The sequence below is a fragment of the Streptomyces sp. NPDC054757 genome, assembly GCF_053612185.1.
On sequence record NZ_JBSHBW010000010.1, the window covers coordinates 73,009 to 99,588 of the forward strand.

The 26,580-nt window shown below is 70.2% G+C and carries 16 protein-coding genes and 1 CRISPR repeat array; of the genes, 10 read left to right on the forward strand and 6 right to left on the reverse strand.

Annotated elements, in window-relative coordinates:
- Positions 1-76 precede the first annotated feature (76 nt).
- Complete coding sequence (gene rsgA, locus ACWGKJ_RS14905; protein ID WP_385016945.1) at positions 77-1,195, reverse strand: ribosome small subunit-dependent GTPase A; 1,119 nt, start codon at positions 1,193-1,195, stop codon at positions 77-79.
- A 1,247-nt stretch (positions 1,196-2,442) separates the two neighbouring features.
- Between rsgA and casA the strand changes: the two genes are divergently transcribed.
- The 7 genes from casA (at position 2,443) to cas2e (ending at position 12,194) form a co-directional block, all read left to right on the forward strand.
- The gene (casA, locus tag ACWGKJ_RS14910) at positions 2,443-7,188 is read left to right on the forward strand and encodes a type I-E CRISPR-associated protein Cse1/CasA (RefSeq protein WP_385016942.1); all 4,746 of its coding nucleotides are present in this window, start codon (positions 2,443-2,445) and stop codon (positions 7,186-7,188) included.
- Between the two features lie 18 nt (positions 7,189-7,206).
- Positions 7,207-8,082, forward strand: a complete 876-nt coding sequence (gene casB, locus ACWGKJ_RS14915; protein WP_385016939.1) for a type I-E CRISPR-associated protein Cse2/CasB — start codon at positions 7,207-7,209, stop codon at positions 8,080-8,082.
- Between the two features lie 86 nt (positions 8,083-8,168).
- Positions 8,169-9,377 (forward strand): type I-E CRISPR-associated protein Cas7/Cse4/CasC, encoded by a 1,209-nt coding sequence (cas7e, locus tag ACWGKJ_RS14920; protein ID WP_385016936.1) that lies wholly within the window; start codon positions 8,169-8,171, stop codon positions 9,375-9,377.
- Positions 9,374-10,168, forward strand: a complete 795-nt coding sequence (cas5e, locus tag ACWGKJ_RS14925) for a type I-E CRISPR-associated protein Cas5/CasD (protein ID WP_385016933.1) — start codon at positions 9,374-9,376, stop codon at positions 10,166-10,168. The genes cas7e and cas5e overlap by 4 nt, the downstream gene beginning before the upstream one ends.
- Positions 10,168-10,884 (forward strand): type I-E CRISPR-associated protein Cas6/Cse3/CasE, encoded by a 717-nt coding sequence (gene cas6e / locus ACWGKJ_RS14930; protein ID WP_385016930.1) that lies wholly within the window; start codon positions 10,168-10,170, stop codon positions 10,882-10,884. The genes cas5e and cas6e overlap by 1 nt, the downstream gene beginning before the upstream one ends.
- A 3-nt stretch (positions 10,885-10,887) precedes the next feature.
- On the forward strand, positions 10,888-11,835 hold the full coding sequence (cas1e, locus tag ACWGKJ_RS14935) for a type I-E CRISPR-associated endonuclease Cas1e (protein WP_385016927.1): 948 nt from the start codon (positions 10,888-10,890) through the stop codon (positions 11,833-11,835).
- A complete protein-coding gene (gene cas2e / locus ACWGKJ_RS14940) occupies positions 11,832-12,194 on the forward strand; it encodes a type I-E CRISPR-associated endoribonuclease Cas2e (RefSeq protein ID WP_385016924.1) in 363 nt (120 codons plus the stop codon). The genes cas1e and cas2e overlap by 4 nt, the downstream gene beginning before the upstream one ends.
- A 116-nt stretch (positions 12,195-12,310) precedes the next feature.
- Positions 12,311-12,644: direct repeats of the CRISPR family, unit length 29 nt; unit sequence GTCTTCCCCGCGCCTGCGGGGGTGGTCCC.
- Positions 12,645-12,809: 165 nt separating this feature from the next.
- Here the strand turns inward: cas2e and ACWGKJ_RS14945 are convergent.
- Positions 12,810-13,391, reverse strand: coding sequence for a hypothetical protein (locus ACWGKJ_RS14945; RefSeq protein WP_385016922.1), 582 nt, complete (start codon positions 13,389-13,391; stop codon positions 12,810-12,812).
- Between the two features lie 235 nt (positions 13,392-13,626).
- On the opposite strand from ACWGKJ_RS14945, the gene ACWGKJ_RS14950 reads away from it, so the two are divergent.
- Positions 13,627-15,108: an AfsR/SARP family transcriptional regulator gene (locus ACWGKJ_RS14950; RefSeq protein WP_385016919.1), complete on the forward strand. Its 1,482-nt coding sequence runs from the start codon at positions 13,627-13,629 to the stop codon at positions 15,106-15,108.
- A gap of 69 nt (positions 15,109-15,177) precedes the next feature.
- Here the strand turns inward: ACWGKJ_RS14950 and ACWGKJ_RS14955 are convergent, their stop codons facing one another.
- Both ACWGKJ_RS14955 and ACWGKJ_RS14960 read right to left on the reverse strand, forming a co-directional pair.
- Positions 15,178-16,392, reverse strand: coding sequence for a low temperature requirement protein A (locus tag ACWGKJ_RS14955; RefSeq protein ID WP_385016916.1), 1,215 nt, complete (start codon positions 16,390-16,392; stop codon positions 15,178-15,180).
- A gap of 125 nt (positions 16,393-16,517) precedes the next feature.
- Positions 16,518-17,501 carry a L,D-transpeptidase gene (locus ACWGKJ_RS14960; RefSeq protein ID WP_385017085.1) on the reverse strand — a complete coding sequence of 328 codons (984 nt, stop codon included), beginning with the start codon at positions 17,499-17,501 and terminating at the stop codon, positions 16,518-16,520.
- A gap of 313 nt (positions 17,502-17,814) precedes the next feature.
- Between ACWGKJ_RS14960 and ACWGKJ_RS14965 the strand changes: the two genes are divergently transcribed.
- Together ACWGKJ_RS14965 and ACWGKJ_RS14970 are read left to right on the forward strand one after the other, a co-directional pair.
- A complete protein-coding gene (locus ACWGKJ_RS14965) occupies positions 17,815-21,876 on the forward strand; it encodes an amino acid adenylation domain-containing protein (protein ID WP_385016913.1) in 4,062 nt (1,353 codons plus the stop codon).
- A gap of 91 nt (positions 21,877-21,967) precedes the next feature.
- Positions 21,968-22,318, forward strand: coding sequence for a hypothetical protein (locus tag ACWGKJ_RS14970; protein ID WP_385016910.1), 351 nt, complete (start codon positions 21,968-21,970; stop codon positions 22,316-22,318).
- A 357-nt stretch (positions 22,319-22,675) separates the two neighbouring features.
- On the opposite strand, the gene ACWGKJ_RS14975 is transcribed toward ACWGKJ_RS14970, so the two are convergent.
- Together ACWGKJ_RS14975 and ACWGKJ_RS14980 are read right to left on the reverse strand one after the other, a co-directional pair.
- Positions 22,676-25,054 carry an ATP-binding protein gene (locus ACWGKJ_RS14975; protein WP_385016907.1) on the reverse strand — a complete coding sequence of 793 codons (2,379 nt, stop codon included), beginning with the start codon at positions 25,052-25,054 and terminating at the stop codon, positions 22,676-22,678.
- 356 nt (positions 25,055-25,410) lie between these two features.
- Entirely contained in the window at positions 25,411-26,565 is a 1,155-nt protein-coding gene (locus ACWGKJ_RS14980) for a YihY/virulence factor BrkB family protein (protein ID WP_385016904.1), read from the reverse strand.
- Positions 26,566-26,580: the final 15 nt, after the last annotated feature.

Genomic DNA, 26,580 nt, shown 5'->3' on the forward strand with positions numbered 1-26,580 from the left:
CGCTTGCGGAGTCCAGGACCTGCGTGGCTCAAGCCTTGCGGGGCTCAAGCCTTGCGGGGCTCAAGCCTTGCGGAGTTCAGGGCTTACGGACCTTGCCGCGCTTGGCCTCCATGTTGGCCCGGCCCTCCGCGCCCTTCATCTTCCAGTCCCGCCGGATCTCCGCGCGCATCCGGGCGTCGGTCCTCGCGAGGATGCGCTGGTTCTCCCGGAGCAGCTTGCGGTAGCTCTCCAGGCGCCGGACCGGCAGCGAGCCGTCATCGATGGCGGCGAGCACCGCGCAGCCCGGCTCCGTGGCATGGGCGCAGTCGTGGAAACGGCACTCCTGGGCCAGTGTGTCGATCTCGCTGAAGACCTGGCCGACCCCGCTCGACGCGTCCCAGAGCCCGACACCGCGCAGCCCCGGGGTGTCGATGAGGACACCGCCACCGGGCAGGACGAGCAGATTGCGGGTGGTGGTGGTGTGCCGACCCTTGCCGTCCGTACTGCGGGTGGCCTGCACCTCCATCACATCGGCTCCGGCCAGTGCGTTGGCCAGGGTCGACTTGCCCGCCCCGGACGCGCCGAGCAGCACGCTCGTCCCCTCGGAGACCACTGCGGCCAGGACCTCCACGCCCTCACCGGTGGCGGAGCTGAGGGGCAGCACCTGCGCCCCGGGGGCGGTGGTCTCGACGTCCTCGACGAGATACGAGAGCCCCGTGGGGTCCGGTACGAGGTCGGCCTTGGTGAGGACGACCAGTGGGGTCGCACCCGACTCCCACGCCAGGGCGAGAAACCGCTCGATCCGGCCCAGGTCGAGCTCCACGGCGAGCGAGACGGCGATGATCGCGTGATCGACATTGGCGGCGAGGATCTGCCCCTCGGACCGCTGGGACGATGTCGACCGTACGAAGGCAGTCCGGCGCGGCAGCAGGGCCCGTACGAACCGCGGGTCACCGGCAGGGTCGACCGCCGCCCAGTCACCCGTGCACACGACCCGCATCGGATCGCGCGGCACGACGTACTCGGTATCGGCCCGCACCGGACCGGCTGCGGTCACGACATCGCACTGCCCGCGATCGACACGTACGACCCGGCAGGGCAGCAGCCCCTGAGCCGCATAGGGGGCGAACTCGGCCTCCCAGCCCGCGTCCCAGCCGTAGCGGGCGAGGGGGTGCGCGAAAGCGGAGGAAGCCTGGGAGAGAGAAGAGAAAGACAAGGGGAACCCTTCACAGGGGTGGCCCCGGCACCGCGCGCACTGGCACGGAGAGAGAAAGAGGGATCAGCCGGAGACCACGGAGGTGGAATGGATGAGCTTCCGGGTGCGGACAGCACCCACCTTGACGGCAGCCATCGGTCACACCTCCTGCCTCGATTGAGCCGATCCCGGCAGCGGTTGGCTGCCGGGGGAACGCTGCACACGATAGCGACGGGCCGCGGGGGGGCGCCAGCGGATTTATCCCACGGCGTCCGGTCATTGCCACCAGAGGCCTACCGGCGCAGTTCCCACGCCCAGTGGTGAAAGCTGGACGAAGAGGATCAGGGAGAGCCCCCCACCTTCGGCGGGCAGAAGCTGCGGCCGAAGCGGACTGAGTCCCATGCCTGGACCAGGTGTGCGTCTGAACACTTGGTCCAGGCGTGGGACTGATCACGGGCCGCCAGAACAACTACGATCGTGTTTCGAGAAGTTGGCTCTGCACGCAGCCTCCTCACGATCCGTGGGGGTGCCCCCTAAGGGATGATTAGCAGTGCCTAATCCTCGCGTCTGCGGGGTTGGATCAGAGGGTCGGACGGCTTCTGTGCACTTCAGAATCGTCGAACTAAGGAAGTGATGAGTAGAATTCATCCGACATCAACGGGAGTTGATGCGTTCGGCAGACACACAGCCTCGCCAAGTGTCAGCATGGCCACAGGCAGGTACACGCCCCGGTGCGCTGGCCGTCGCCGCCTTGCCGAACGCAAGGCGGCCGGGCCAACTCCTCGTAGCAGCGAGGGAGCCGGACCCGGCCTGTCTCCATAGCCCGAGAGCAGAGCCGAAGGAGTCGCTGTCCATGTTATCGCCGTTACCCGTGCCCGAGCCTCCTGAGCCGTGGCAACCGCTCAACGTTACGCCAGAAGCTGCGCTGTTCGCCCTGCTCGCGGGCGGTCCATCGACCGCGACGCCAGTCTCACCGTGGCTCTGGAATACCGCAGCTGTCGCGCTTCTCTGGGCCTACGTGGGGCGGCCGATCTGGCGCAACCGTCAATGGCCCCATAGGCGCAGGTCGTAGCCGAAAAACTCAGTCGCCCAAGGGGTCGGGTCCGATGGCCGCTCCGGTCATGGGACCCGAGTCGGGGATCCGATCCCGTGCTGGACCCACGGGCGGCCCTGTCACGGATAGGTGGCTGCTATCAGCCTGACTGCGGGTCCATACGGTTTCCGAGAGATCGGTGACGGGAGAGCACTCTGTCATGTCGCATGAGCCCATGGACGAAGATTCCCCGCCCCCACCTGCCTTCGCGTCGCTGTCGGCCGCAGCGCGTAGTGCCTGGGCGAAGCACGATCGGCAGACGGAGGGGTGGTTGCCGTTGTGGCGGCACATGGCCGACAGCGGCGCAGTGGCCGGGAGACTGTGGGACGAGTGGGTACCCGACAGCATCAAGGCTCTGGCGGCGGAGGTGCTTCCCGAAGGGGAAGTGGACGCGCGGCGGTTGGTTGTCTTCCTCGCCGCCGCACATGACACCGGCAAGGCGAGCCCTGCCTTCGCCTGCCAGGTGGAGCCGCTCGCCGACCGTATGCGCGACCAGGGGTTGGCGATGTCGACACTGGCGGAGCACGGCACCGACCGGCGGTTGGCCCCCCATGGGACGGTGGGCCAACTACTGCTTCAGGAATGGATGTCGGAGCGGTTCGGGATGACTCCCCGCTCTTCCGGGCAGTTCGCTGTTGTGGCCGGTGGACATCACGGGACGCCTCCGGAGCATCAGCAGATCCATGATCTTCAGCTCCACCCATCGCTACTGCGCCATCCCGGCGTCAGTGAATCCGTGTGGCGCCGTGTGCAGTACGAGTTGATGGACGCCTGCGGTCAACTGGCCGACGTCACAGACCGGTTCGTGGACTGGCAATCGGTGCGCCTGCCACAACCAGTGCAGGTGCTGTTGACCGCTGTCGTCATCCTGTCGGATTGGCTGGCGAGTTCGGCCGAGCTGTTCCCGTACGATTCTGCCTCCTGGCAGCCTCTCGGACCGGTGGGAGAGGCACGGCGGCTGCGGGCTGCCTGGGAAGGCCTGGACTTGCCGGGCCCATGGCGGGCATCGGAGCCCGATCAGGCTGCGGACACACTGTTCGCCGATCGGTTCGCCCTCCCCGAGGGGGCGGAGATCCGCCCGGTCCAGGCCGAGGCCGTGCGGATGGCCCGCCTCATGCCTGCGGCCGGGCTTCTGATCATCGAAGCGCCCATGGGCGAGGGCAAGACCGAGGCCGCTTTCGCTGCGGCGGAGATCCTGGCGGCCCGGAGTGGCGCGGGCGGCTGTCTCGTCGCGCTTCCCAGTCGCGCGACCGCCGACGCCATGTTCCCTCGCATGCTGGATTGGCTGTCGCATCTGCCCGCCGACGGCCCCAGGTCGGTCGTCCTGTCGCATGCGAAGTCGGCGCTCAACGATGTATGGGCGGGCATGATGAAGAAGGGGCACCGGACGATCTCGGCTGTCGAAGCGGACCGGTCCGACCGGGTCGGCAGCGTGTCGCGGATCCGAGCGGAACCTGCCGGGTTGCATGCCCATCAGTGGCTACGGGGACGGAAGAAGTCCCTTCTCGCGTCTTTCGCGGTAGGGACCATCGACCAGGTGCTGTTTGCGGGGCTCAAGAGCCGACACCTGGCTCTGCGCCACCTGGCGGTGGCGGGCAAAGTCGTCATCATCGATGAAGTGCACGCGTACGACGCGTATATGAGCCGGTACCTAGACCGGGTTCTGGAATGGTTGGCCGCGTATCGGGTGCCGGTTGTCATGCTTTCGGCGACATTATCAGCAGACCGCAGGCGGGCTCTGGCGTCCGCCTACGCCGGTGTTGACAGCGTGCAGGAGACATTGACCCCCGAATCCGTCGGCGAACGGTACCCGTTGGTCACTGCTGTGGCGCCGGGTGCACCGGTCCATATCGCGCAGCCGGCCGCGTCGGGGCGTCGTACCGATGTGTCCTTGGAGCGGCTGGACGACGATCTCTCCCTCCTGGCTGACCGATTGGCCAGGGAACTCGCGGGCGGCGGTTGCGCGTTGGTCGTGCGAAACACTGTCGATCGGGTGCTTGAGGCAGCCGGAGTACTGCGCGAGCGCTTCGGAGCCGATGCCGTCACCGTCGCACACTCGCGCTTCCTGGCGGCTGACCGTGCCCACAAGGACAGTCTGCTCCGGGCGTTGTTCGGCCCCGGCGGCGATCGCCCCAGGGGCAAGCACATCGTTGTGGCCAGCCAGGTGATCGAACAGTCCCTCGACGTGGACTTCGACCTGCTGGTCACCGATCTGGCCCCGGTGGATCTGCTGCTCCAGCGCATGGGGCGGCTGCACCGTCATCCGCGACGGCGACCCTCGCGGCTGGCGGGCGCGCGGTGTCTGGTGACCGGAGTTGCCGACTGGGGGGCGGATCCCCCTGTGCCGGTGGATGGCTCTGTCGCTGTCTACCAAGGTCAGCACCTGCTGTGGCGGGCGCTCGCGGTGTTGAAGCCGCATCTGGAGGGCGCTCCGCTCGCACTCCCCGATGACATCAGCCCACTGGTTCAGTCGGCCTACGGAACGAACGAGATCGGTCCGCCCGCATGGGCCGGGGACATGAGGGCAGCGCGTGAGAAGCACCTGAGGCTGCTCGACCGGAAGCAGGAAAGCGCGGAGGCGTTCCTGCTCGCTCCGGTGCGCCGGGCCGGCCGTCCGGTATACGGGTGGCTGGAGGCCAATGCCGGGGACGCCGACGACAGCAGTACGGGACGCGCGCAAGTACGGGACAGCGAAGAGACGTTGGAAGTGCTTGTTGTGCAGCGCCGACGAGACGGAGTCCTGACCACGGTGCCCTGGCTGGGCCAGGACCGCGGCGGCCTGGAGCTGCCGACGGACTTCCCGCCGGGCAAGCGGGCCGCAGAGGCCGTCGCTGCGAGCGCGCTCACACTCCCGAGGAGGTTCTCGCTCCCGCACAAGGCCGACCAGACCATTGGCGAGCTGGAGAAATTCCTGGTCGAAGCCTGGCAGGTCAAGGAATGCCCCTGGCTGGCGGGTGAGTTGCTGCTCGTCCTGGACGAGGATTGTCAGACCCGTCTGGCAGGCTTCGATCTCGTCTACAGCGACGCCGACGGGCTGCGTGTCTCACCAGTCGGGGCGGCTGTTCCCGACGCTGTGGAGCGCGGGGCCGAAGCGGAGGAGGACGGCAGCGATGAGCCAGCCACGGACGAGCGAATCGGCGGTGCCCCGGCCCCCCTGGAACCTGTTACCGACCCCCGCGAAGCAGGAGAGGACCAGCCAGGGCAGGAGCGTGTCGTGACCGCAGAACCCGCTGCCCTTTCGGCTTCGACCACCTTCGATCTGCTCACACGTCCTTGGCTGCCGGTGCAGCGTCTCGACGGGCGGATGGCTGAGCTGTCCCTGGAGGAAGTCTTCTCCCAGGCCGGTGACCTGAGGCGGCTGGTGGGTGATCTGCCCACCCAGGAGCTGGCCCTGCTCCGCCTGATATTGGCGATCCTGCATGACGCGCTCGACGGCCCGGCCGAACTGGAGGACTGGTCGAAGCTGTGGCAGTCGAAGGACCCTTTCGCCGGCGTTGCCGACTATCTGACCGCCCACCGGGACCGATTCGACCTGCTGCATACGGAGACGCCGTTCTTTCAAGTGGCGACCCTGAGTACGGCGAAAGGCGAGATCGCTCCGCTGAACCGGATCGTCGCTGACGTTCCCAATGGGGAGCCGTTCTTCACGATGCGCCGCCCCGCCGTGGAGCGGCTGTCCTGCGCAGAGGCCGCGCGGTGGCTGGTTCACACACATGCGTACGACTCGTCCGGTATCAAATCCGCGATGGTCGGCGACGAGGGCCGGGCCAAAGCCGGGAAGGTCTACCCGCTGGGTGTGGGCTCCGCAGGCCAGTTGGGCGGGGTGTTCGCCGAGGGGTCGACCCTGCGCGAAACCCTGCTGCTGAATCTGATCCCCTACGACGAGGGCATCATCGACGCCCCTGGCGCTCCCGGCGACGACCTCCCCGCTTGGCGGCGCCCGCCGTGCGGTCCCGGGGCAACCGCGGACGCCCCCGCCGTCCGCCGGCCCAGTGGCCTGTGCGATCTCTACACCTGGCAGTCGCGGCGCATGCGTCTGCACGTCGAGAACGGTTGGGTGACCGGGGTTGTCCTGGGATACGGAGACCCCCTCACCCCGTACGCGCCCTGGAAGCTGGAGCCCATGACGGGGTGGCGTCGCAGCCCGGCTCAGGAGAAGAAGCAGGGCCGCCAACTGGTCTACATGCCGCGGCAGCACGACCCGAACCGTGCCTCCTGGAGGGGTATGGCCAGTCTTCTGCCCGCTCGTCGGTCGGCGAGTGATGACTCGGGAAGGGGCACACCCGCCTCCTTGCCCTGCGGTGTCGTCCGGTGGCTGGCCCTGCTGGCCACCGAAGGGGAGCTCGATCCGCTCGCCCTCCTTCGGGTCAGGCTCGTGGGAACCGTGTACGGCACGCAGCAGTCGGTCGTGGACGAGATCGTGGACGACGCCGTGGCACTACCGGTGGTCCTGCTGCACGAGGAAAATCCGGCATACGGCGTGGTGGCCATCGACGCCGTCAAGGACGCGGACGAGGCAGTCACCGCGCTGGGCCACCTCGCGGGGAATCTCGCGCGGGCCGCCGGTTCCAGCCCGACAGCGGCATCGGACGCTGCCCGCGATCTCGGGTTCGGCGAACTCGACGGCCCCTACCGGCGGTGGCTGGCGGAGCTGGCACAGCATTCCCGGCCCGAATCGGCGCGAAGGCAATGGCAGGCGACAGTGCGCCGACACATCGTCCGACTCAGCCGAAGCCTGCTCGACTCCGCGGGGCCGGCAGCCTCCGAAGGAAGGATCGTCGACATCCCCGGGAGCGGAAAGCGCTGGGTCAACGACGCCAGTGCCGAGCTGTGGTTCCGACTGCGGCTGAAAAGAGTACTGCCGAGTCCTCACCTTCCCGGGCCAACTCCACCAGTAGGCAACGGCCCTGCCCCTCAATAGCCAACCAGGAGGCCCCGCATGACCACTCAACCCGCCGCGCGGGCCGAAACCGGCGGAGGCGCGAACTCCGGCCCGGACACCGGACACCGGACGCCCCCGAGCATCCCGCTCCGTGCCACGGTCCGTTGTATCAACCGGCTACAGAATCCGTACCGCAGGAACAGTGCCGCAGCCGTAGCAACACTGGCACGCCTGCGACGCGGCGTCGGCCGCCCGCCGCACGACTCTCCCGACACCTGGGGCATCGACGGTCTGGAGGAACTCGCCCAAGTACGCGAAGAGTCCGGGACAACAGAACACGATGACACGGCCCTGAAGTTCTTCTCTGCCGACGAACGTCTCAGAGGCGAGCGCCGCGAACTCGCGGAGGAGAGCGCGGTCCACCTCGCGGTAACGCTGTGGGCTCTGCACCAACAGTCCGTACGGGAAGCCGACATGCACGCCTACGGCTGGAGTCTGGGACGTGCGGTCCGGCGCCTGGCGAGGGGCGAGTCCGGAACGGAACCCGCGGCGAAGGGGGGAGACCCTTCGTCCGACGAAGGCGAGCCCAGCACGCGCGGGGACGAGGACCTCAGCGAGACGCTTCGCAAGCGGTTCATCCGAATCGGTACCTCCAACTCCTTCGACGCCCTCAGCGTCCGGCTGCGCGAACTCGTACTGCTCCTGAGGGCCTCCAGAATCCCCGTCGACTACGGACGGCTCGCTCAGCAGCTGTACGCGTGGCAGGACGAAAGCCTGAGACCCGGTATCCGCCGCGCCTGGGGCCGCGAATTCCATCTGTCCTACGAATCTTCCTCACGCCCGGCCGAGACAGCCGCCGGCGAGAGTTCAGCCCCCGGCGCCGACGAGGACCACGAAGTGAACCTGTTGGGCGAGTACGGCCTCAGCGACTGAACCAGGCCCCCTCGCCCCATCCCCTCCCCTATCCGTCATCCATACCGCCCACGGCTCTCCGCCCAGCACAAGAACGGAATACCCCGGTGACGCGAACCATCCTCGACATTCACATCCTGCAGTCCGTCCCTCCGAGCAATCTGAACCGCGACGACACAGGTACACCCAAATCGGCGGTGTACGGAGGGGTGCGGCGTGCCCGCGTATCCAGTCAGGCGTGGAAGAGGGCCACCCGTAAGACATTCAACGAGTTGCTGCCGGCCTCCGAGCTGGGGGTGCGGACCAGAAAGGTCGCCGAGGCGGTGGCCGAGCGGATCAAGGGGCTGGACAGCTCGCTGGCCCCCGAGGTGGCGTGGGGATTGGCCGCCGAGACGGTGCGGACCGCCACAGGGGCGAAAATCGATGCCCGCGTCCGTAAGTCGTCGAAGAATGACCCGGCGGACGCCGATGCCAAGGCCGAAGCACCGGAATCCGGCTATCTGATCTTCCTCAGCAAGCGTCAGCTCGACGCGCTGGCTGCCTTGGCCATCGAGGGCAGTTCGGGCGGTGACGCAAAAAAACTGAAGGAGTACCTGAAGAAGAACAAGGCAAAGGCCGTGGGTGCGGTCGATACCCGGCACTCCGTGGACATCGCCCTCTTCGGCCGGATGGTGGCCGACTCCACCGACCTCAATGTTGACGCAGCCACTCAGGTCGCCCACGCCCTCAGCATTCACAAGTCCGAAATCGAATCGGACTACTACACCGCTGTCGACGACAAGAACACCGCCGCTGAGACCGGCGCCGGAATGATCGGTTCCATCGACTTCAACTCGGCCACGCTCTACCGTTACGCCGCCGTGGACGTCGACGAACTGCACGCGAACCTCGGCGTCGGCCTGCAAGAGGACGAGGCCCCCACCACACCGACTCAGAAAGCGGTGGGCGCCTTCCTGGAAGGCTTCATCACCTCACTGCCCAGCGGGAAGATCAACACCTTCGGTAACCACACACTGCCTGCCGCCGTCATCGTCAAGCTCCGCACCCGCCGACCGGTCAGCTTCGTCGGAGCCTTCGAGGAACCGGTACGTCAGGGTGAGGAGGGCGGCTTCCTCCGCGAAGGCTGCAAGCGTCTCGCGGCCTACGTTCCGGATCTGGAGAAGCAGTACGGCATCTCGGACACGGAGCCGAGCTGGGTTGTCCGCGTCGGTGAAGCGACCAAGAGCCTTGAATGCCTCGGCACAGCAGTAACGCTCGCCGAACTGGTGAAGGATGTGGAGAACACCGTAGCGAACCGGCTGGTGACGGGGGTATGAGTGTCCTGCTGCTCCGGCTCGTCGGCCCCCTCCAGTCCTGGGGTGCTGCGGCTCGCTTCGCCCGCCGCAGCACCGAGAACGCACCCACGAAGAGCGGAGTCGTCGGCCTTCTCGCAGCCGCCCTCGGCCGTACCCGGGAGTCCGACGTCTCCGATCTCGCTGCGCTGCGTTTCGGCGTACGCATCGATCAACCGGGCTCCCGCCTAAGAGACTTCCAAACCGCCCACCACGCAGACTCAGGCAGGGCCATGCCGCTGTCCGAGCGCTTCTATCTCTCTGACGCAGCGTTCGTCGCCGGTGTAGAAGGTGAAGCCGCACTGCTCCAGGAGTTGCACGACGCGCTGCTCACCCCGCGCTTCCTGCCCTATCTCGGGCGCCGCTCCTGCCCGCCGTCCCGGCCCATCACCATGGGACCGCCGCTGGACACCTCCCTCCCCGAGGCCCTCCGCGGCGCCGAATGGCAGGCATCCCCTTGGTACATACGGCAACTTGAGCGATCGACCAGGAGCACCCCCCGGACCGAGGTGCCGGAGACACTGGATCTGCTGCTGGACTGCCCGGCGGGCGAAACCCCCGACATGTCGCTGCGGGACTCCCCGGTCAGTTTCGACCAACGCCACCGCCGGTACGAACTACGCGGCATCCGGAGCGAACAGGCACCCCGGCCGCTCGGGACCACGACACCGCCGCACGACCCCACGTGGGGGCTCACACCCCTGCCTCATTCCCGCACGGCCACCGACTCTGCGAGGACGACACAGTCCCCCGACGCACCTTCTAGGACCATCTGATGTACCTGACCCGCTTTCCCGTCAACACTGGTCGCTCCGGGGGCCGTCGACTGATCGGTTCGCCGCATCTCATGCACGGCGCCGTGAACATGGCGTTCCCCGACCTGCCCCCGCGGGACGGTGGTGGGCCCAGAGTCCTGTGGCGGATCGACCGTGATCAGCAGGCCAAGGCGCAGCTGTTCATCGTGAGTCCCAGGCGACCCGACCTGACCCATCTGGTGGAGCAGGCCGGCTGGCCGACCCTCGACGAACCGGGATGGACGACGTACGCGTACGAAGAATTCCTCAATGCTCTCGCTGCGGGCGACACGTGGGGCTTCCGCCTCACCGCGAACCCGGTCCACAATGTCCGCAATGCCTCGGACAAACCGGGCACAGACACCAAACGCGCCGCCCATCGCACACCCCGCCACCAACTGGCCTGGCTTCTGGCCCGCCAGGAGCAGTCCGGCTTCGAGATCGTACGGAAAGCCGCCGACCGCCGGCTCACGGAGTACGGCGACGAGCACGAAGTGATCGTGCACAACCAGGTGCCGCTCCAGTTCCACCGCCCGCCCGCCAAGCGGCCGGCGCAGGATGTACGGATCACCCGAGTCACCTTCGACGGACGGCTGAGGGTCACCGACCCCGCCGTCTTCCGCAACACCCTCACTCACGGTCTGGGAAAAGCGAAGGCCTACGGCTGCGGGCTGATGACGCTCGCCCCGGTGAAGTGACCGATGAGCACCGTAAGCCGGCGAGGCGCGTCCACACCCCGTGAACTGCCGCGGGTGGGAGACCGTATGTCCTTCATCTACCTGGAGCGCTGCGCTGTCCACCGCGAGGACAATGCAATCACCGCGACCGACGCCAACGGGGTGACACACATCCCCTCGGCAACGATCGGCACGCTCCTTCTCGGCCCCGGCACGCGGGTGACCCATCAAGCCATGTCCGTACTCGGCGAGTGCGGCGCCTCCGTGGCCTGGGTGGGCGAGCACGGCGTACGCTTCTACGCCGGCGGACGAGCCCTGACACGCTCCTCCGCCCTCGCGGAGGCACACACCACGGCCTGGGCCAACCGCCGCACCCGCCTCGACGTGGCCCGGTCCATGTACAAGCTGCGGTTTCCCGGCGAGGACACCACCGGCCGCACACGGCAAGACCTCCTGGGCATGGAAGGCCGGCGCCTCAAGGAGTGCTACCGCCGTGAATCTGCCCGCACCGGAGTCCCCTGGCTGCGCCGGGAGTACAACCGGGACGACTTCTCCGCCGGAGATGCTCCCAACCAGGGCGTCACCGCCGCCGCCCAGTGCATGTACGGCATCGCCCATGCCGTCGTCTCAGCCCTTGGCTGCTCACCGGCCCTGGGCTTTGTCCATTCGGGGCATGAGCGTTCATTCGTTCTGGACGTGGCCGATCTGTACAAGACCGACGTCGCGATCCCGGCTGCATTCGACGCAGCCGCAGAGGGCGAACTCGATGTCGCCTCACGCACTCGCAGAGCCCTCCGCGACCGCATCAACCAGACTGGCCTACTCGATCGCTGCGTCAAGGACATCAAGAATCTGCTCGGTTACGACGGAACCCGTGACACGACGGACAACCAGGACCGGGTGACTCTCCAATCCGATGGAAACCGTACCGTTGAGGGCGGCCGCAACCACGGTGACGAGTCAATCTGGTGACCGTCATCGTCCTTGCCAGCTGCCCAGCAGGGCTGCGGGGTCTCCTCACCCGCTGGTTGCTGGAGATCTCCCCCGGTGTCTTTCTCGGCGCCCCGACCGCACGCGTCCGCGACATCCTCTGGGACGAAGTCCGTCAGTACTCGGGCAAAGGCAGAGCACTACTCGCCTACCAGACCAACAACGAACAGGGCTTCACCTTCAAGACCCATGACCACGCCTGGCACCCCACAGACCACGAGGGCGTTACGCTGATCCACCGGCCCGCCCCAGGATCCCGCACCCCTGAATCGAAGCCCGCCACGCCACCCGCACAAGGCTGGAGCAAGGCCGCGAAACGACGCCGATTCGGAAGCCGGTAAGCCAGAAGCCAGCTATCGGAGCCATCCAAAAGAGACCAGTTTGGATCAGAATGCCCGACCTTGAAGAAGTAAGTAAAAACAGTAGTCTCGCGCTGTAAATCCGCTGGTCACGGACTGTCTTCCCCGCGCCTGCGGGGGTGGTCCCATCGGTTCGCGGTGCCGTGGGGTGATGCAGTAGTCTTCCCCGCGCCTGCGGGGGTGGTCCCTCGGGCTCGGGGCTGGGGACCAGGTGGTGGGGGTCTTCCCCGCGCCTGCGGGGGTGGTCCCCTGGTGTCCGGCACCCGAAGCGGCTCGTTCGAGTCTTCCCCGCGCCTGCGGGGGTGGTCCCTGCGCGCTACCGTCAGTCGCATGGGTAAAGAAGTCTTCCCCGCGCCTGCGGGGGTGGTCCCTGGCCGTACGCGGCCCGCCTCATCAAGGAGAAGTCTTCCCCGCGCCTGCGGGGGTGTTACCTCATTAAGGCCGCGGCAGCGCAGCGTTCCAGACCTCCTGGCGCCCGGCGGTGCGACATCTGGTGACGGGTCTCGCGAGGCCCCCCGACGAGGCAGCCGGGTAGGTGATACCCCGGCTGCCCGCGTGCGTACGGGCTGTCAGCAGTCCTCCACGGACCGCCGGTGGTCAGGGCATGTCGGCGCGGAACTTCTTCGTGAGGTCGGCGCCCCGGATCACCCCGCCCTGGTGGTACTTGAGTCCCCATGCGTCGATCACGGACCCGTCCGCGAACATGCATGCTCCCCTGACCTGATCGGTGCTCGTCGCTCCCTTCGGGCCCCAACCGCCCGCGTCAGTGGGCCTGTTGCCGAACATGGCGGTGCCATTGATGCCCTGGCAGTAGGCGACGGCGGGGTTGCCGGGGCTGGAAGGGCCGGCCGGCTTGCGTACGTAGGCGAGGGCGGCGAGAGTCGGCTTCTTCGCGGCGAGCGAGTCGGCGGAGATCATGATCTCTGTCTTCTTCGTCGTGTCCTTGAACACGCACATCTCGCGTTCCCCGCCCAGTGGACTGAGCTTGCCGCCCGAAGTGACGTAGTAGGGAACACGTGTGACGTCGTGCCCGCCCTGGTGCTCGCACCAACGGGCAGCGGAGACAGTGTGTCCCGTGGTTCTGGCGGGTGCGTCGGACGAGTCGGCGGCCTGGGCCGCTGCGGCGCTGCCCGAGATGAGCAGGAGGACACCGGCGGCGAGGGCGTGCGAGCGCTTCATGGGTTACTCCCGGGGGCTGTGGTGTGGTGGGGCGGCGCTCATCCTGTGCGGTCGGCTCCCCCGTGGGCAACGCGGTGCACCGGAATGACGGGACCCTGCTCCGACACCCCGCCTGCCTGGGGCGCACGACGGCGGGATTCGGCCAGTAACAACCGCGTAACCCCGCATGGCCTCCCGTCCGCGGCCATGGACACATGGGCAGGCCCGGGGCCGGCGCGGCTAGGGTGACGGATTTATGGGGCTGCTGCGTATCCGTCTGCTGGGTGGGTTCGACGCCACACGCGAGGGAGCGGTGCCACAGCCCCTCGCCCACTGGCCACGGCCGGGGGCCCGCACCCTGGTGAAGCTGCTCGCCGTGACGCCGGGGCACCAGTTGCACCGTGAGGACGTGATGGCGGTGTGCTGGCCGCACGCGGAACTCCCCTCGGCCCTGCGCAGTCTGCGCGTCGCCCTGCACGCCGCACGGCACGCGCTGGAGCCCGAACTCGCGCCCCGGGCCGCCTCGTCCTATCTCGTCGCCGACGGCCCGCTGCTGCGCCTCGCGCCCGACACGGTCCGGGTCGATGTCGACACGGCCGGGCTGCTGGCCCGGCGCGCGCGGGAGGCGGGCGAGGTTCCCGCACTGCGGGCCGCCGCGTGGGCGTGCGCGGGCGAGGTACTCCCCGAGGACCGCTACGCCGCCTGGGCCGAGCCGTGCCGTGAGCGGATGGCGGAGCTGCGCGGCCAGGTGGCCGCCGCGCTGGCGGCGCGGACGGGCGGCGGCGGGCATCAGGCAGACGACACCGCGCGCATCCGGCTGGACTGGGCGCTGGCGCTGGACCGTTCGGGCCGCTACGCGGACGCGGTGCGTGTCCTGCGCGAGGCCCTGGAGCTGTACGCGGGGCAGGGACGCCGGGACGACTGCGTACGGGTCGCCGCGCGGCTCGCCGAGGCGCTGGCGCGCACGGGCGGCGAGGGGCCCGCGCATGCCGTGACCGTACTCCGTACGCACGCTCCGGAAGACCGTACGCCACCTCTCGCACGGGCCGCGCACCACATGGCCACCGCCAGGGTTCTGGCGTACACCGGTGACTACGCCGAGGGGCTGGTGTCCGCGCGGGAGGCCGAGCGCTGTGCTGACCAGGCGGCGCCGCGGCCCACCGGCGCCGATGCGGGCGGGAGCGGGGAGGCGGTGGCGCTGCGCGTGCGCGCGCTCGCCCAGCAGGCCGTGTGCAGCGGCCTGTTGGGGGATATGGTGCACGCCGGTGTGGTGGCGGAACGCGCGCGGGTGCTGGCAGAGGAGTCGGGCGATACGGCGCTGCTCGCGCATGTCCTGTCCGTGTCACGGGAGAACGCCCGCCGTACGGGCCGTCCGCGCGAGGCGCTGCGCCACGGGGCGCGGGCCCTGGCCCTCGCCGAGCAGGGCGGGCGCCCGACCGCGACCTCCTTCGAGCGCGCGAACCTGGCGGAGCTGCATCTGATGCTGGGTGAGCGGGAGGAGGCCGGGCGGCTGGCACGGGCGGCGGTTTCCGTGGCCGAGCCGTTCGGCGGGACGGCCCTGGCGTTCGCGCTCGCCGCCCTGGCCTCGGTGCGTGCGGAGACCGCCGACGGCGAGGGGCCGGCAGCGCTGCTGGACCGGGCCGAACGCTGCGCCCGGGACGGCGGACATCTCCAGGCACTGGAGAAGGTACACGCCGTACGTGCGGCGTGTGGGATACCGGCCGCCGGCCCCGTGTGACCCCTGACCCCGCGTGACCCGTGACTCGGGGCCGGCGGCGGGCACGGGCGCCGGGCTCCCGGCAGCGCGTCAGACGACGGCGCCCGTCTCATCCGGCGTCCGGTGCGCCAGCGTGATGCCCACAGCGACGGTGACCGCGACGACGAGACCGGCCAGCGGCACCGCCCAGTGACCGGCGAAGGTGGTCGCGAGCACCAGCGGCACGCTGACCGGGAGGACCGCCTGCTGGGCCGCGCCCCGTTTGAAATGGCGCGTGTGCAGCAGCGAGACCGTGAGCAGGAAGAGCGCGGTGGGCACGGTGGCCGCCGCCGCTGCCGCGACCGCCGGGATGTCCGTGTGGCCGGTCACCTGCTCGACGGCGACCTCGATGCCCGAGCCGATCGCGGCGGCCGACGCGAAGACCAGGTAGTGGCCGTAACCCCAGAGGAACGGCCGCCGGTTGGAGGCCAGATGCTCGTGGATGGGCACCGCGAAGTAGATCCAGTACGCGCCGAAGACGATGACGAGACCGCCCGCGGCGATCGGCAGCAGTTCACCGAGCGCGGCCGACTCGTCCAGCGCCGACTGCACCGCGACCGTGGCGGCGGCCACGGTCTCCCCGAGCACGATGATGGTGAAGAGCCCGTAACGCTCGGCGATGTGGTGCGGATGCCACCGGGTGCGCCGGTGGCGCTCGGCGAACGCCGGGACCGCCAGCTCGGCCACGACCATGGGCAGGAAGCCCCACTTCCACGCCGCCTGGGGCAGCAGCAGAAGGACGACCCAGCCGGCCTGGACGACCACGAGCCCGGCCGCGTACCGCAGGGCCGTGGTCCTGGCGCCGCCCGTCTCGCCGCGCGCCGCCCGGATCCACTGGAGCGTCAGTACGACCCGCATGATCAGGTAACCGACGATCGCGACCGCGTAGTCGGCGTGCTCGAAGGCGCGTGGGACCCCGGCGGCGAGGACCAGCACCCCGGCGATCTGGACCAGGGTGGCGACCCGGTAGAGCACGTCGTCCGTGTCGTACGCGGACGCGAACCAGGAGAAGTTGACCCAGGCCCACCAGATCGCGAAGAACACCGTCAGATAGCCGGCGATGCCGTGCCCCGGGTGTCCTTCGGCAAGGGCGTGCACCAGATGCCTGCCCGCCTGGGACACCGCGACCACGAAGCACAGATCGAAGAAGAGCTCCAGCGGGGTGGAGGCCCGGTGTGCCTCGCCGGGGTCCCTGGGCCGCATCCGGGCCCCCGGGAGCGGGAGCCCGCCGTGCCCCGCCCCGGACGCCGCCGTCTCTTCGCTCATCAGCGCGCCACTCCTCCGCTCGGCCCCGGCCCGGTGCCGGGCCCCTCAGCACCTCACCATGGCGCAGATCGCGGCGCGGCGCACAATCGGCGCCCCGGGGCCGGGGCGGAGTCCGGGCGGCCGGGTCAGCCGGTGGCCGTCGTCTGCTGCCCGGTGGCGCTGTCCTTCAGCCACTGGTCCCAGGAGAGGTTGAAGTCGGCGTAGCCGTTGTCACCGGCGGCCTTGCCGCGCGGGGAGCCGGTGATGGTGATCGGGTCGCCCTGCTTGACGAAGTCGTAGAACCACTTGGAGTCGGCGAGCGACAGATGCACACAGCCGTGCGAGCCGTAGCTGTGGCCCGGGTAGGGGTCGCCGGTCGAGTAGTGGATGTACGTGCCCGAGTTGGTGAGGTGCACATCCCACGGCAGCGTCAGGTCGTAGAAGTCGGGGCTGCCCTTGGTGCAGCTGATGCCGACGCTGCACGAGGTCATGTGGACCTTCTTGGCCTTGTCCATCACGGCCATCGTGCCGTCCCAGGAGGGGAAGCTGGGGCTGCCCGCGTCGATCGGGAGGGTGCGGACCGTCTTGCCGTCGCGCGTCACCTTCATCGAGTGGCCGGGGACCGAAGCGGTGGCCTCGACGTCGTCACCGATGGTGAACTTGTGCTGGTAATTGTGCGTACCGTAACGGCCGTTGCCGTTGCCGACGTCCTCCAGGTCCGCGTCCAGCGTCACCTTGGTGCCGGGGTGCCAGTACTTCTCGGGCCGCCAGTCGGCGCGGGTGCTGCTGAACCAGTGCCAGGCACCGGCGACCGGCTCGGACGCGGTGACCTTGAGGTGCTTCTCGACCTTCGCACGGGCCGAAGTGGCCACCGGATTGGTGAAGACCACCGAGATCGGCATCGCGACGCCGACGGTCGTACCGGTCTTGGGGGCGATCGTCTCAAGGAGCATGGGCGGGCCCGACGGGTGGGTCGGTGACGGGTGCGCGCTCGCCGACGCCTTGGCCGAAGCGCCGTTCGCCGAGTCGCCCGACGCGGAGGCCGAGGCGTTGCCCCCACAGGCGCTCGTGCCCGCCAGCACCGCGCTGACCAGCAGTGCGATTCCTATGCTGCCCTTGACCCGGCCCATGCTCATGCTCCGCTCACATCACTTCCCGCTGGACACAACACATCTAGAGACATCTGTACGGGGAGCGCGGTTGCAGCCCTTCTCGTAAAGCGCAGGCCAAGTCTTGGTACGGGACGGGGGCCTGCGGGCCGCCCGGCGCGCGGCCCGTTCTGGAACACCCGTCCCAAAGAGTTTCGCCCCGGACCAATACACCTGTCCGGTGACGCTCGTTGGCCCTGATGGCCCGTAGAGACCAAGCACCCGTAGACACCAAGCACCCGTAGACACACAAGCACCTGCAGAGACCAAGCACCTGCGTCAGGAGACGGCACGCATGAACAGGAAGTCCGGCAGCCGGAACGGTCGCTTGCCGCTGACCGCCGCACAGACGGGGATGTGGTTCTCCCAGGAGCTGGACGCGGAGAACCCCAACTACCGCGCGGCCGAGTTCGTCGAGATCCGGGGCCCGCTCGACCTCGCGCTGCTGGAGGAGTCCCTGAGCGTGGCCGTCGGCGAGACGGAGGCGCTGCGGGCCGGGTTCGGGACCGACGACGAGGGCCGCATCTGGCAGCACATCGGACCGGCGCCGCGGTGGCGGCTGCCGCTGGTGGATCTGCGCGGCGCCGACGACCCGTGGAGCGCGGCGCACGCCTGGATGTGGGAGGACATGCGGTGCCCGCTGGACCTCGGGCACCCTCCGCTCTTCACCTTCGCGGTGCTCAGGACCGCCGACGACTGCTTCCTGCTCTACATCAGCGTGCACCACATCGCGCTCGACGGTTACGGCTTCTCGCTCTTCATCCAGCGGGTGGCCGGGCTCTACTCCGCGCTGGAGTCCGGCGGGCCCCCGCCCGGCTCCTCCTGGGGTTCGCTGGAGGAACTGCTGGCCGACGAGGCCGCGTACCTCGCGTCGGAGCGGTTCGCCGCGGACCGGGAGTACTGGGCCACGCAGCTCGCCGGCCGCCCCATGGCGCCCAAGGCGTCGGGCCGGCTGCTGAAGTCCGTCCCGCCCCGCTTCGTGCGGGAGAGCGGCCCGGTCGGCGCCCCGGCGGCCGCCGGGCTGCGGGCGCTGGCCCGGCGGGCGAGGACCGGTCTGCCGTCGGTCGCGATGGCGGCGCTGGCGCTGTATGTGCACCGGCTGAGCGGGCAGGACGAGGTCTCACTCGATCTGACGGTGACCGGCCGCACCGGAGCGGTGGCCCGTACGGTCCCGGTGATGCTGGCCAACGTGCTCCCGCTGGCGGTACGCCCCGAGCCGGGCGCGACCGTCTCCGAACTGGTGCGCCACACCGCACGGCAGGCGCGTGGGCTGCTGCGCCACCAGCGCTACCCGGCGCCGTACCTCGTCAAGGACCTCGGCGGGGTCCCGGCCGACGGGTATCTGGGCGACTGGGGGATCAACATCATGGGATACGACCCTCAGCTGACGTTCGGCCGGCACCCGGCCGTCCTGCACAACCTCTCCAACGGCCCGGTGACCGGGCTCGGCGTGAATGTGTACGACCGTCCCGCGGACGGCTCGCTGCGGATCGACTTCAACGCGGATCCCGCCCTGTACGGCGCGGAGGTCACGGCAGCCCACCACCGCCGGTTCCTCGGGCTGCTCGACACGCTCGCCACGGCGGACCCGGACCGGCCCTTCGCGGAGATCGGGCTGCTCTCCGCCGACGAGCGGCACCTGGTGGTGCACGGCTGGAACGGGACCGCCCGCCCGGTGCCCGCCGCCACCCTGACGACGATGTTCGAGGACCGTGCCCGCCGTGCGCCGGAGGCGACCGCCGTGGTGTGCGGCGCCGGCTCCCTCTCGTACGGTGAACTGAACCGGCGCGCCAACCGGCTGGCCCGGCTGCTGATCTCGCGCGGTGCGGGCCCCGAGACCTTCGTCGCGCTGGCGCTGCCGCGCACCGCCGACTACCCGGTCGCGCTGCTGGCCGTGCTCAAGGCGGGTGCGGCATGTGTGCCGGTGGACCCGGAGCACCCCGCCGAGCGCATCCGGTACCTGCTCGCCGACGCGGGACCGCTCTGCGTCATCACCACGACCGCCTGCGCCCCGGCGCTGCCCGCCACCGTGCCCGCGCTGCTGATCGACTGCCCCTCCACCGTCGGCGCACTGGCCACCGGGCCGGACGGCGATCCCCGCGACAGCGACCGCCGCGCCCCGCTGCTGGCGCACCACCCGGCGTATGTGAGCTATACGTCGGGATCGACCGGGGCGCCCAAGGGCGTCGTGGTCGAGCACCGCTCGCTGAGCAACCTGTGCGCCGACCACCACAGCGAACTGATCGCCCCTGCGGCCGAGTCGGCGGGCCGGCCGCTGCGGTCCGCGCTGACCGCGACCTTCACGTTCGACACCGCGTGGGAGGGTCCGCTCTTCCTGGCGGCGGGCCAGGAGCTCCATGTGATCGAGGATGCCGTACGGCTCGATCCGGCGGCGCTGGTCCAGTACGTGGACCGGTACGGGATCGACTTCCTGGACGTCACCCCCTCCTATCTGCACCAGCTGATCGCCGCCGGTCTGCTCACCGGCGGCGGGCACCGGCCCCGGCTGCTCATGGTCGGCGGCGAGCCGCTGGACGAGGCGCTGTGGCGGACGCTGCGGGAGTGCCGGGACACAGTCGCCTACAACTACTACGGGCCGACGGAGTGCACCGTCGACGCCGTGTACTGCCGGCTGGACGCTGAGGGCGATCTGCCGGTCATCGGGCGGCCGGGGCACAACGTCCGCGCCTATGTGCTGGACCCCGCGGGTAACCCGGTACCGCCCGGGGTGCCCGGCGAACTGCATCTGGCCGGCGCGCAGGTGGCCCGCGGCTACCTCAACCGGCCCGGACTGACGGCCGAACGTTTCCTCGCTGATCCGTTCGGTGCCCCGGGCGGCCGGATGTACCGGACCGGCGATCTGGTGCGGTGGACCGACGGGGGCTCGCTGGAGTATCTGGGGCGCACCGACGACCAGGTCACGCTGCGGGGGCTGCGGATCGAGCCCGGTGAGATCGAGGCGGTGCTCGCCCGCCATCCGGGGGTGGCCCGCGCGGCGGTCGCGGTACGCGAGTCCGCGCAGGGGGAGCCGGTCCTCGCCGCGTATGTGGTGCCCGCGGGCCGGCCGGGGCCGCGGGCGGTCCCGGGGCCGAGGATCGTGGCCTGCGGCGAGCCGGGCCCCGCGGCGGAGCCGGACCCCGCCGCGCTGCGGGCCTGGGCGACGGAGCGGCTGCCCGGGTACCTGGTCCCCGCCTCGTACCTGCTGCTCGGCACGTTGCCGCTCACCCCGCACGGCAAGCTCGACCGGGCCGCGCTCCCGGCGCCGGAGTCGGTGGCCGAGCGGACGGGGAGGCCCGCCCGCAGCGCGCAGGAGAAGACGCTCTGCGCGCTCTTCACCGAGGTGCTGGGCGTCGGTGATGTCAGCATCGACGACGACTTCTTCGCGCTGGGCGGGTACTCGCTGCTGGCCGCCCGGCTCACCGGCCGCATCCGCTCTTCGCTGGGCACCGCCCTCTCCATCGGTGCGGTCTTCGAGGCGCCGACGGTGGCGGGACTGGCCCGGCTGCTCGACGGCGGCGCGGCGCAGGACCCCTTCGCGATGCTGCTGCCACTGCGTACCGGCGGATCCCGGCCGCCGCTCTTCTGTGTCCATCCGGCGGGGGGCCTGAGCTGGTGCTATGCGGGCCTGCCCCGCCATCTCCCGGCCGACCTGCCGGTGTACGGGCTACAGGCGCGGGGGCTCTCCGGGCCGGGAGAACTGCCCGTGTCCTTCGAGGAGATGGTCGCCGGTTATGTGGCGCACATCCGCTCCGTACAGCCGTCCGGTCCCTACCACCTGCTGGGCTGGTCCCTGGGCGGTGCGCTGTCGCACGCGGTCGCGGTACGCCTCCAGGACCAGGGTGAGCGGGTGGCCCTGCTCGCCATGCTGGACTCCCGCCCCATCGACCCGCGCAGCCGGCTGCGGTCGCTGCCGGACGACCGCGCGGCCCTCGCCCTGCTCCTGGAAGCGGCCGGGCACACCCCGCAGGGCCCCGGCCTCTCGGCGCTCACCGCCACCGAGGTCGCCGCGATCCTCAGCGGCGACGGCGGGAACGGGCGCCCTGCACCGCTCGCCGAGCATCCCGGTCTCGCCGAGCACCATGTGGCGGCGATGACGTCGGTCCTCACCAACTCGGTCCGGCTCCAGCCGACTTTCGTGGAGGGCGTGTTCGAAGGTGATGTGCTGTACTTCCATGCCACCCAGGGAAAGTCGGCGCAGGCCCTCACCGGGGAGGCGTGGCGGCCCTGGGTGACCGGCCGGATCGAGTCGTACGACATCGCGTGCACCCATCACGCGATGACCCAGGCGGCGCCGCTCGCACACATCGGGCGATCCCTCAGCCGCCACCTCGACGCCGCACAAGCGTCCTCCGTCTGACCGGGCGCAGGGCACGGCGCGGCGCCGGAAACCGTTCCCGGGAGGCCCCCGCGGAGACATCACCACGACGGAATCGGACACACTCAGAGGTATGAGCACCCCGGAGAGAGAACCATTCGACGACGAACGCGTGGGTACCAGGTACCGCGCCGAAGTGGAGGCGGCCTGCCGGAAGGTGGAGGGCACGGCCGCTCCTGACGCGCAGACGGACCTCTCACGCGGAGTACTGACCGGCTACCGGTGGGCCCTGGGCCGGGCGGACGCGGCCCCGGCCACCGGCATCACCGGCGGCGCCCCTGACCTCGGGCGGCTGACCGCCGAGGTGGACGCGGTGACCGTACAGCTGGAGGACGCGGTGCAGCGCGGTGTCACGGACGACTACGCGCGCGGGCTGTACGACGCGCTGTCCTGGATCTGCGGCCAGAGCGACCGGCGCCCCTGACGGGCGGCGCGGTGCGCGGCGGCGACCGTGCACGGTTGGCGCGGTGCGCGGGCGGCGCGACGCACGGGCGGCGCGGTGCGCGAACAGCGCGGTGCACGGGCGGCTCCGTGAACGGACGGCACCATGCGCGGACGGACGGCACCATGCACGGCCGTCGCGCGGTGAACGGGCGTCACTCCGGGGCAGAGGTGGTGCTCCGGGCCGTCCGTGTGGCATCCCGTGAGGATGCGGGTGCGGCTGATACGGGGCGCCGGACCGGGTCGGTCCGGTGCCCCGGACGTATCCGGTTCTCCCCGGCGGGCTGGTGCCGCATGCAGCGCCGGTGCCGCGTGCAGGGCCGGTGCCCGCTCCGGCCGGCTACTCCGCCTGCGGAGCCGCTTCCGTGGCCGGAGCGGGAGCGGCCCCGATCTCCCCGGCCGGCCCGGCCAGCGCCGCGATCTGCGCGCGCGACGAGAAGCCCAGCTTGGCCAGGATGTGTTCGACGTGGGCGTCGGCCGTGCGCTTGGAGATCACCAGCTGTTCGGAGATCTCCCGGTTGGTGAGCCCTTCGGAGACCAGCGCGGCGACCTGCCGCTCCCGGCGGGTCAGCATGCCGCCCGGAGCCGAGCCACGCTGCCCGGGGAGCGTGGCGGCCGGGGTGTCCGCGTCCATGAGGGCCAGCTCCACCGCCCGGTCCAGCGTCAGTTCGGCGCCCAGCGCGAAGAGCCGGGCGAACTCGGTCTCCCCCAGTTCGGCGCGGACCGCGCTCTCCACCCGTGCGTGGTCGTCGAGGTACACCGCGGCCCCCATCATCGGGGAGCCGACCTTGCGCCACAGCGCCTCGGCGGCGCCCAGCAGCCAGGCCGCCCTGCTGGGGCTGGCCAGGTCGGCGGCGGCCCAGGCCAGCAGCTCCAGGCTGTTCGCGGCGCCGAACATCTCGCGGACCTCGCGGCTGCGCTGCAGGCCGGAGCGGGCCAGTGCGACACACTCCGCGGGCTCGCCCCGGCCCCAGGCCGCGATGGCCTCGATGACCAGGATCTGCCCCTTGATGATGCATTCGCCGCTCTCGTCCCCGAGCAGCAGCAGCGCCTTCTCGCACTCCTCCACCGCGGCAGCCGAGTCGCGCAGCACCGCGTGCATATAGCCCTTCTGGTAGTGGAAGACGACCAGCCCCAGCCGGTCGTTGATGCGGTGCTGGCGGGCCAGTGCTTCGTCGAGCAGCCGCTGTCCTGTCTCGGGGTCGCCGAGCAGCCAGCGGACCCCGCCCGTGTACCCGGTGGCGAAGGCGAGGTCCAGCTCCGATCCCGCCAGTCCCGCCACCTCGCGGGTCGCCTCGAATCCGGCGAGTGCCGGTTCGAGATCCCCCTGCGCCAGGGCGAGCAGGCTGCGCCAGAGCATCGCGAGCGCGCGTTCACGGCAGGGCTCGGGGTCGGCGTCGATGCCCTTGCCCAGCCAGTAGCGGCCCTCCTTGGACAGCCCGGCCGTCACCCAGAACGGCCAGAGCCTGGCCGCCATCTCCAGGCCGGGCCTGATGCCGTCCGGCCGGGAGAGCGAGTAGTCGAGTGCGCTGCGCAGATCAGCGATGTCCCGGTACAACTCCCAGTAGAGCGTGACCTGTTCGGAGGTGAGCACCGTCTCGTAGAAGTGCTGGACCCGGGCCAGGTAGTGGGTGCGGTGGCGGGCCCGGCAGCGTTCCTGCTCGTCGCCCAGAGCGGCGCAGCGGTCCGCCCCGTACTCCCGGATGGTGTCGAGCAGCCGGTAGCGGGAGCCGTCGTCGCCCTCCCGCAGGACCACCGACTTGTCGACCAGACCGATGAGGTGTTCGAGGATCTCGTCGCGCGGCAGGCCGGCGCCCGAGCAGACCTCTTCGACGGCCGTCAGATCGAACGGCCCGGCGAACACCGACAGCCGTGCCCAGAGCAGCCGTTCGTCGGCCGAACACAGGTCGTGGCTCCAGTCGATCGCGGTGCGCAGCGTCTGGTGGCGGGGCAGCGCGGCGCTGCGGCGCCCACCGGTGAGCACCTTGAACCGGCGTTCGAGCCGGGCGGTCAGCTGGTCGAGCGGGATGGCCCTGAGCCGTACGGTGGCCAGCTCGATGGCGAGCGGGATGCCGTCCAGGCGGCGGCAGAGCGCGAGTACGTCCTGGTGGTTGCCCGCGTGGACACGGAAGCCGGGCACCACGGCCGCCGCGCGCTGCTCGAAGAGCGTCGTCGCGTCGTCGTACGCCAGCGGTGGTACGTGCAGCGTGTGCTCACCCGGGACGTCGAGCGGCTGACGGCTGGTGGCGAGCACCGTCACACCCGGGGCCTCGCGCAGCAGCAGATCGGCGAGGAACGCACAGGCGTCGAGGTGGTGTTCGCAGGTGTCCAGGACGAGCAGCAGCGCGCGCTCCCGTAGGTGCTCCATCACGACGTCGAGCAGCATCCGCCCGGACTGCTCGGCCAGCCCCAGCGCGGCGGCCACGGCCTGGGGCAGCAGTTCGGGGTCGTGCAGCGAGGAGAGTTCGGCCAGGACGACGCCGTCCGGGTAGTTCGCCCCGAGGGTGAGTGCGGCGCGCAGGGCCAGTCGGCTCTTGCCCACCCCGCCGGGGCCGACGAGGGTCACCAGCCTGGCCCGCGCCGCCAGTTCACGGATCCGGTCGAGCTCGGCCGAGCGTCCGACGAACCCGGTGACTTCCAGGGGCAGTTCCCCGGTGCGCCGGCTGTATCCGAGTGCCATGCCGCCCCCGCCGCGCTCGCTGGACTTCTCCGCGTACACCGCTTCTCCGCGTACGCCACGTCTCCGGTGTGCGCGGCACGCCCGTGCCGCGCACCTCAGCGTACGGGGCACACCACGTTGAGTGACACCGGGCGGCCGGAAGAACAGCCGGACGAGCGACCCGGCCGGGCACGTTTCCGTAAGGCCGTTCCCAAGCCTTTGCCAAGGCCGTAACCCCCGGTACCCCGGTGGCGGTTGCCCGGGGGTACGACGCCGTCCGGCCCGGGGCGGGGATGGCGCCCTCGCCCCGGGAAGGCGGACGGGTGTTCGCCGACGTGCCGCGGCCGGACCGGGCGCCCCATCGGTCCGCTCGGGGCGGCACGCGGGTGCCTGCCCCGGGCTCCCGGGGCCCCGCCTCACTCCTCGTCAGGCCCGGAGCGCCTGTCGTCGGGCTTCTTCGTGCGCAGCCGGGATGTGACGTCCTCGGGGGGCAGGAACTTCGACCAGCGCTCGGGGAACTCGGACGGCATGTCCGACCCTTCGTCGTCGGCCTCCGGGGCCCGGGCGCCCGGGTGGTCCGGGGTGTGCGCTCCGCCCACCGGGCGGGCGGTCTGCCGGAGCCGGAGGCGTTCGTTCGCCGCGCGGGCCGCCGCCGTCGCCACCGAGGGCCAGATCCGGTCGATGGCGGCGTTGACCGCGGCGCCGACCAGGACGGCGAAGGCCGAGACCCCGATCCACAGCAGCACCGCGACCGGGGCGGCCAGCGAGCCGTAGATCGTGGGGCCCTCGACCGTGCTCGTGAGATAGACGCGCAGCAGCAGACTTCCCAGGAACCACATGGCCAGCGCGACCAGGGCGCCCGGCATGTCCTCGATCCAGGGCGAGCGCACCGGTACGGAGACGTGGTAGAGCGTGGTGAGGAAGGCGATCGACAGCAGGACGACCACCGGCCAGTAGAGCACCGCGATGACCTGCTCGCCCCCGGGCACGAACTGGACCACCCGGTCGGGGCCCGCCACCGCGAGCGGCAGCACCACCGCACCGATCACCAGCGCGACGACGTACAGCACGATGGAGAGCAGCCGGGTCATGACAATGCCGCGCCGGCCGTCGAGCCCGTACATCACGGTGATGGTGTCGATGAAGACGTTCACCGCCCGCGACCCGGACCACAGGGCGAAGGCGAATCCGATGGAGACGATGTCGGGGCGCTTGGCGTGGGTGACGTTCTCAAGCAGCGGCTCGGCGAATTCGCGGACGCCGCGGTCGGAGAGGACCGTGCTCGCCGCGTGCAGGATGTTCTTCTCCAGGCTGGCGACGGTGTGGGTGTCGGTCCAGCCGTCGACATAGCCGAGCAGGGCGATCAGGCTGAGCAGCAGGGGCGGCAGGGAGAGCAGGGTGAAGAACGCCGCCTCGGCAGCGAGTCCCAGGATCCGGTACTCCATGCACGAGTTGACGGTGTCCTTGAGGAGCAACCACGCCATTCTGCGTTTGGAGACATTGCGGTAAAGGGCTCTGGCCCGGTGGAGCAGACCCGGATGCTGCTCCCCTGTTTCATTTGCTGCCTGCACCTCCATACCGTAGCC

What these genes read in the sequence shown, in the direction of transcription:
- casA (WP_385016942.1), top strand. Translation starts at nt 2,443, where the DNA reads ATGGACGAAGATTCCCCGCCCCCACCTGCCTTCGCGTCGCTGTCGGCC.
- casB (WP_385016939.1), top strand. Translation starts at nt 7,207, where the DNA reads ATGACCACTCAACCCGCCGCGCGGGCCGAAACCGGCGGAGGCGCGAAC.
- cas5e (WP_385016933.1), top strand. Translation starts at nt 9,374, where the DNA reads ATGAGTGTCCTGCTGCTCCGGCTCGTCGGCCCCCTCCAGTCCTGGGGT.
- cas6e (WP_385016930.1), top strand. Translation starts at nt 10,168, where the DNA reads ATGTACCTGACCCGCTTTCCCGTCAACACTGGTCGCTCCGGGGGCCGT.
- cas1e (WP_385016927.1), top strand. Translation starts at nt 10,888, where the DNA reads ATGAGCACCGTAAGCCGGCGAGGCGCGTCCACACCCCGTGAACTGCCG.
- ACWGKJ_RS14945 (WP_385016922.1), bottom strand. Translation starts at nt 13,391, where the DNA reads ATGAAGCGCTCGCACGCCCTCGCCGCCGGTGTCCTCCTGCTCATCTCG.
- ACWGKJ_RS14950 (WP_385016919.1), top strand. Translation starts at nt 13,627, where the DNA reads ATGGGGCTGCTGCGTATCCGTCTGCTGGGTGGGTTCGACGCCACACGC.
- ACWGKJ_RS14955 (WP_385016916.1), bottom strand. Translation starts at nt 16,392, where the DNA reads ATGAGCGAAGAGACGGCGGCGTCCGGGGCGGGGCACGGCGGGCTCCCG.
- ACWGKJ_RS14960 (WP_385017085.1), bottom strand. Translation starts at nt 17,501, where the DNA reads ATGGGCCGGGTCAAGGGCAGCATAGGAATCGCACTGCTGGTCAGCGCG.
- ACWGKJ_RS14965 (WP_385016913.1), top strand. Translation starts at nt 17,815, where the DNA reads ATGAACAGGAAGTCCGGCAGCCGGAACGGTCGCTTGCCGCTGACCGCC.
- ACWGKJ_RS14970 (WP_385016910.1), top strand. Translation starts at nt 21,968, where the DNA reads ATGAGCACCCCGGAGAGAGAACCATTCGACGACGAACGCGTGGGTACC.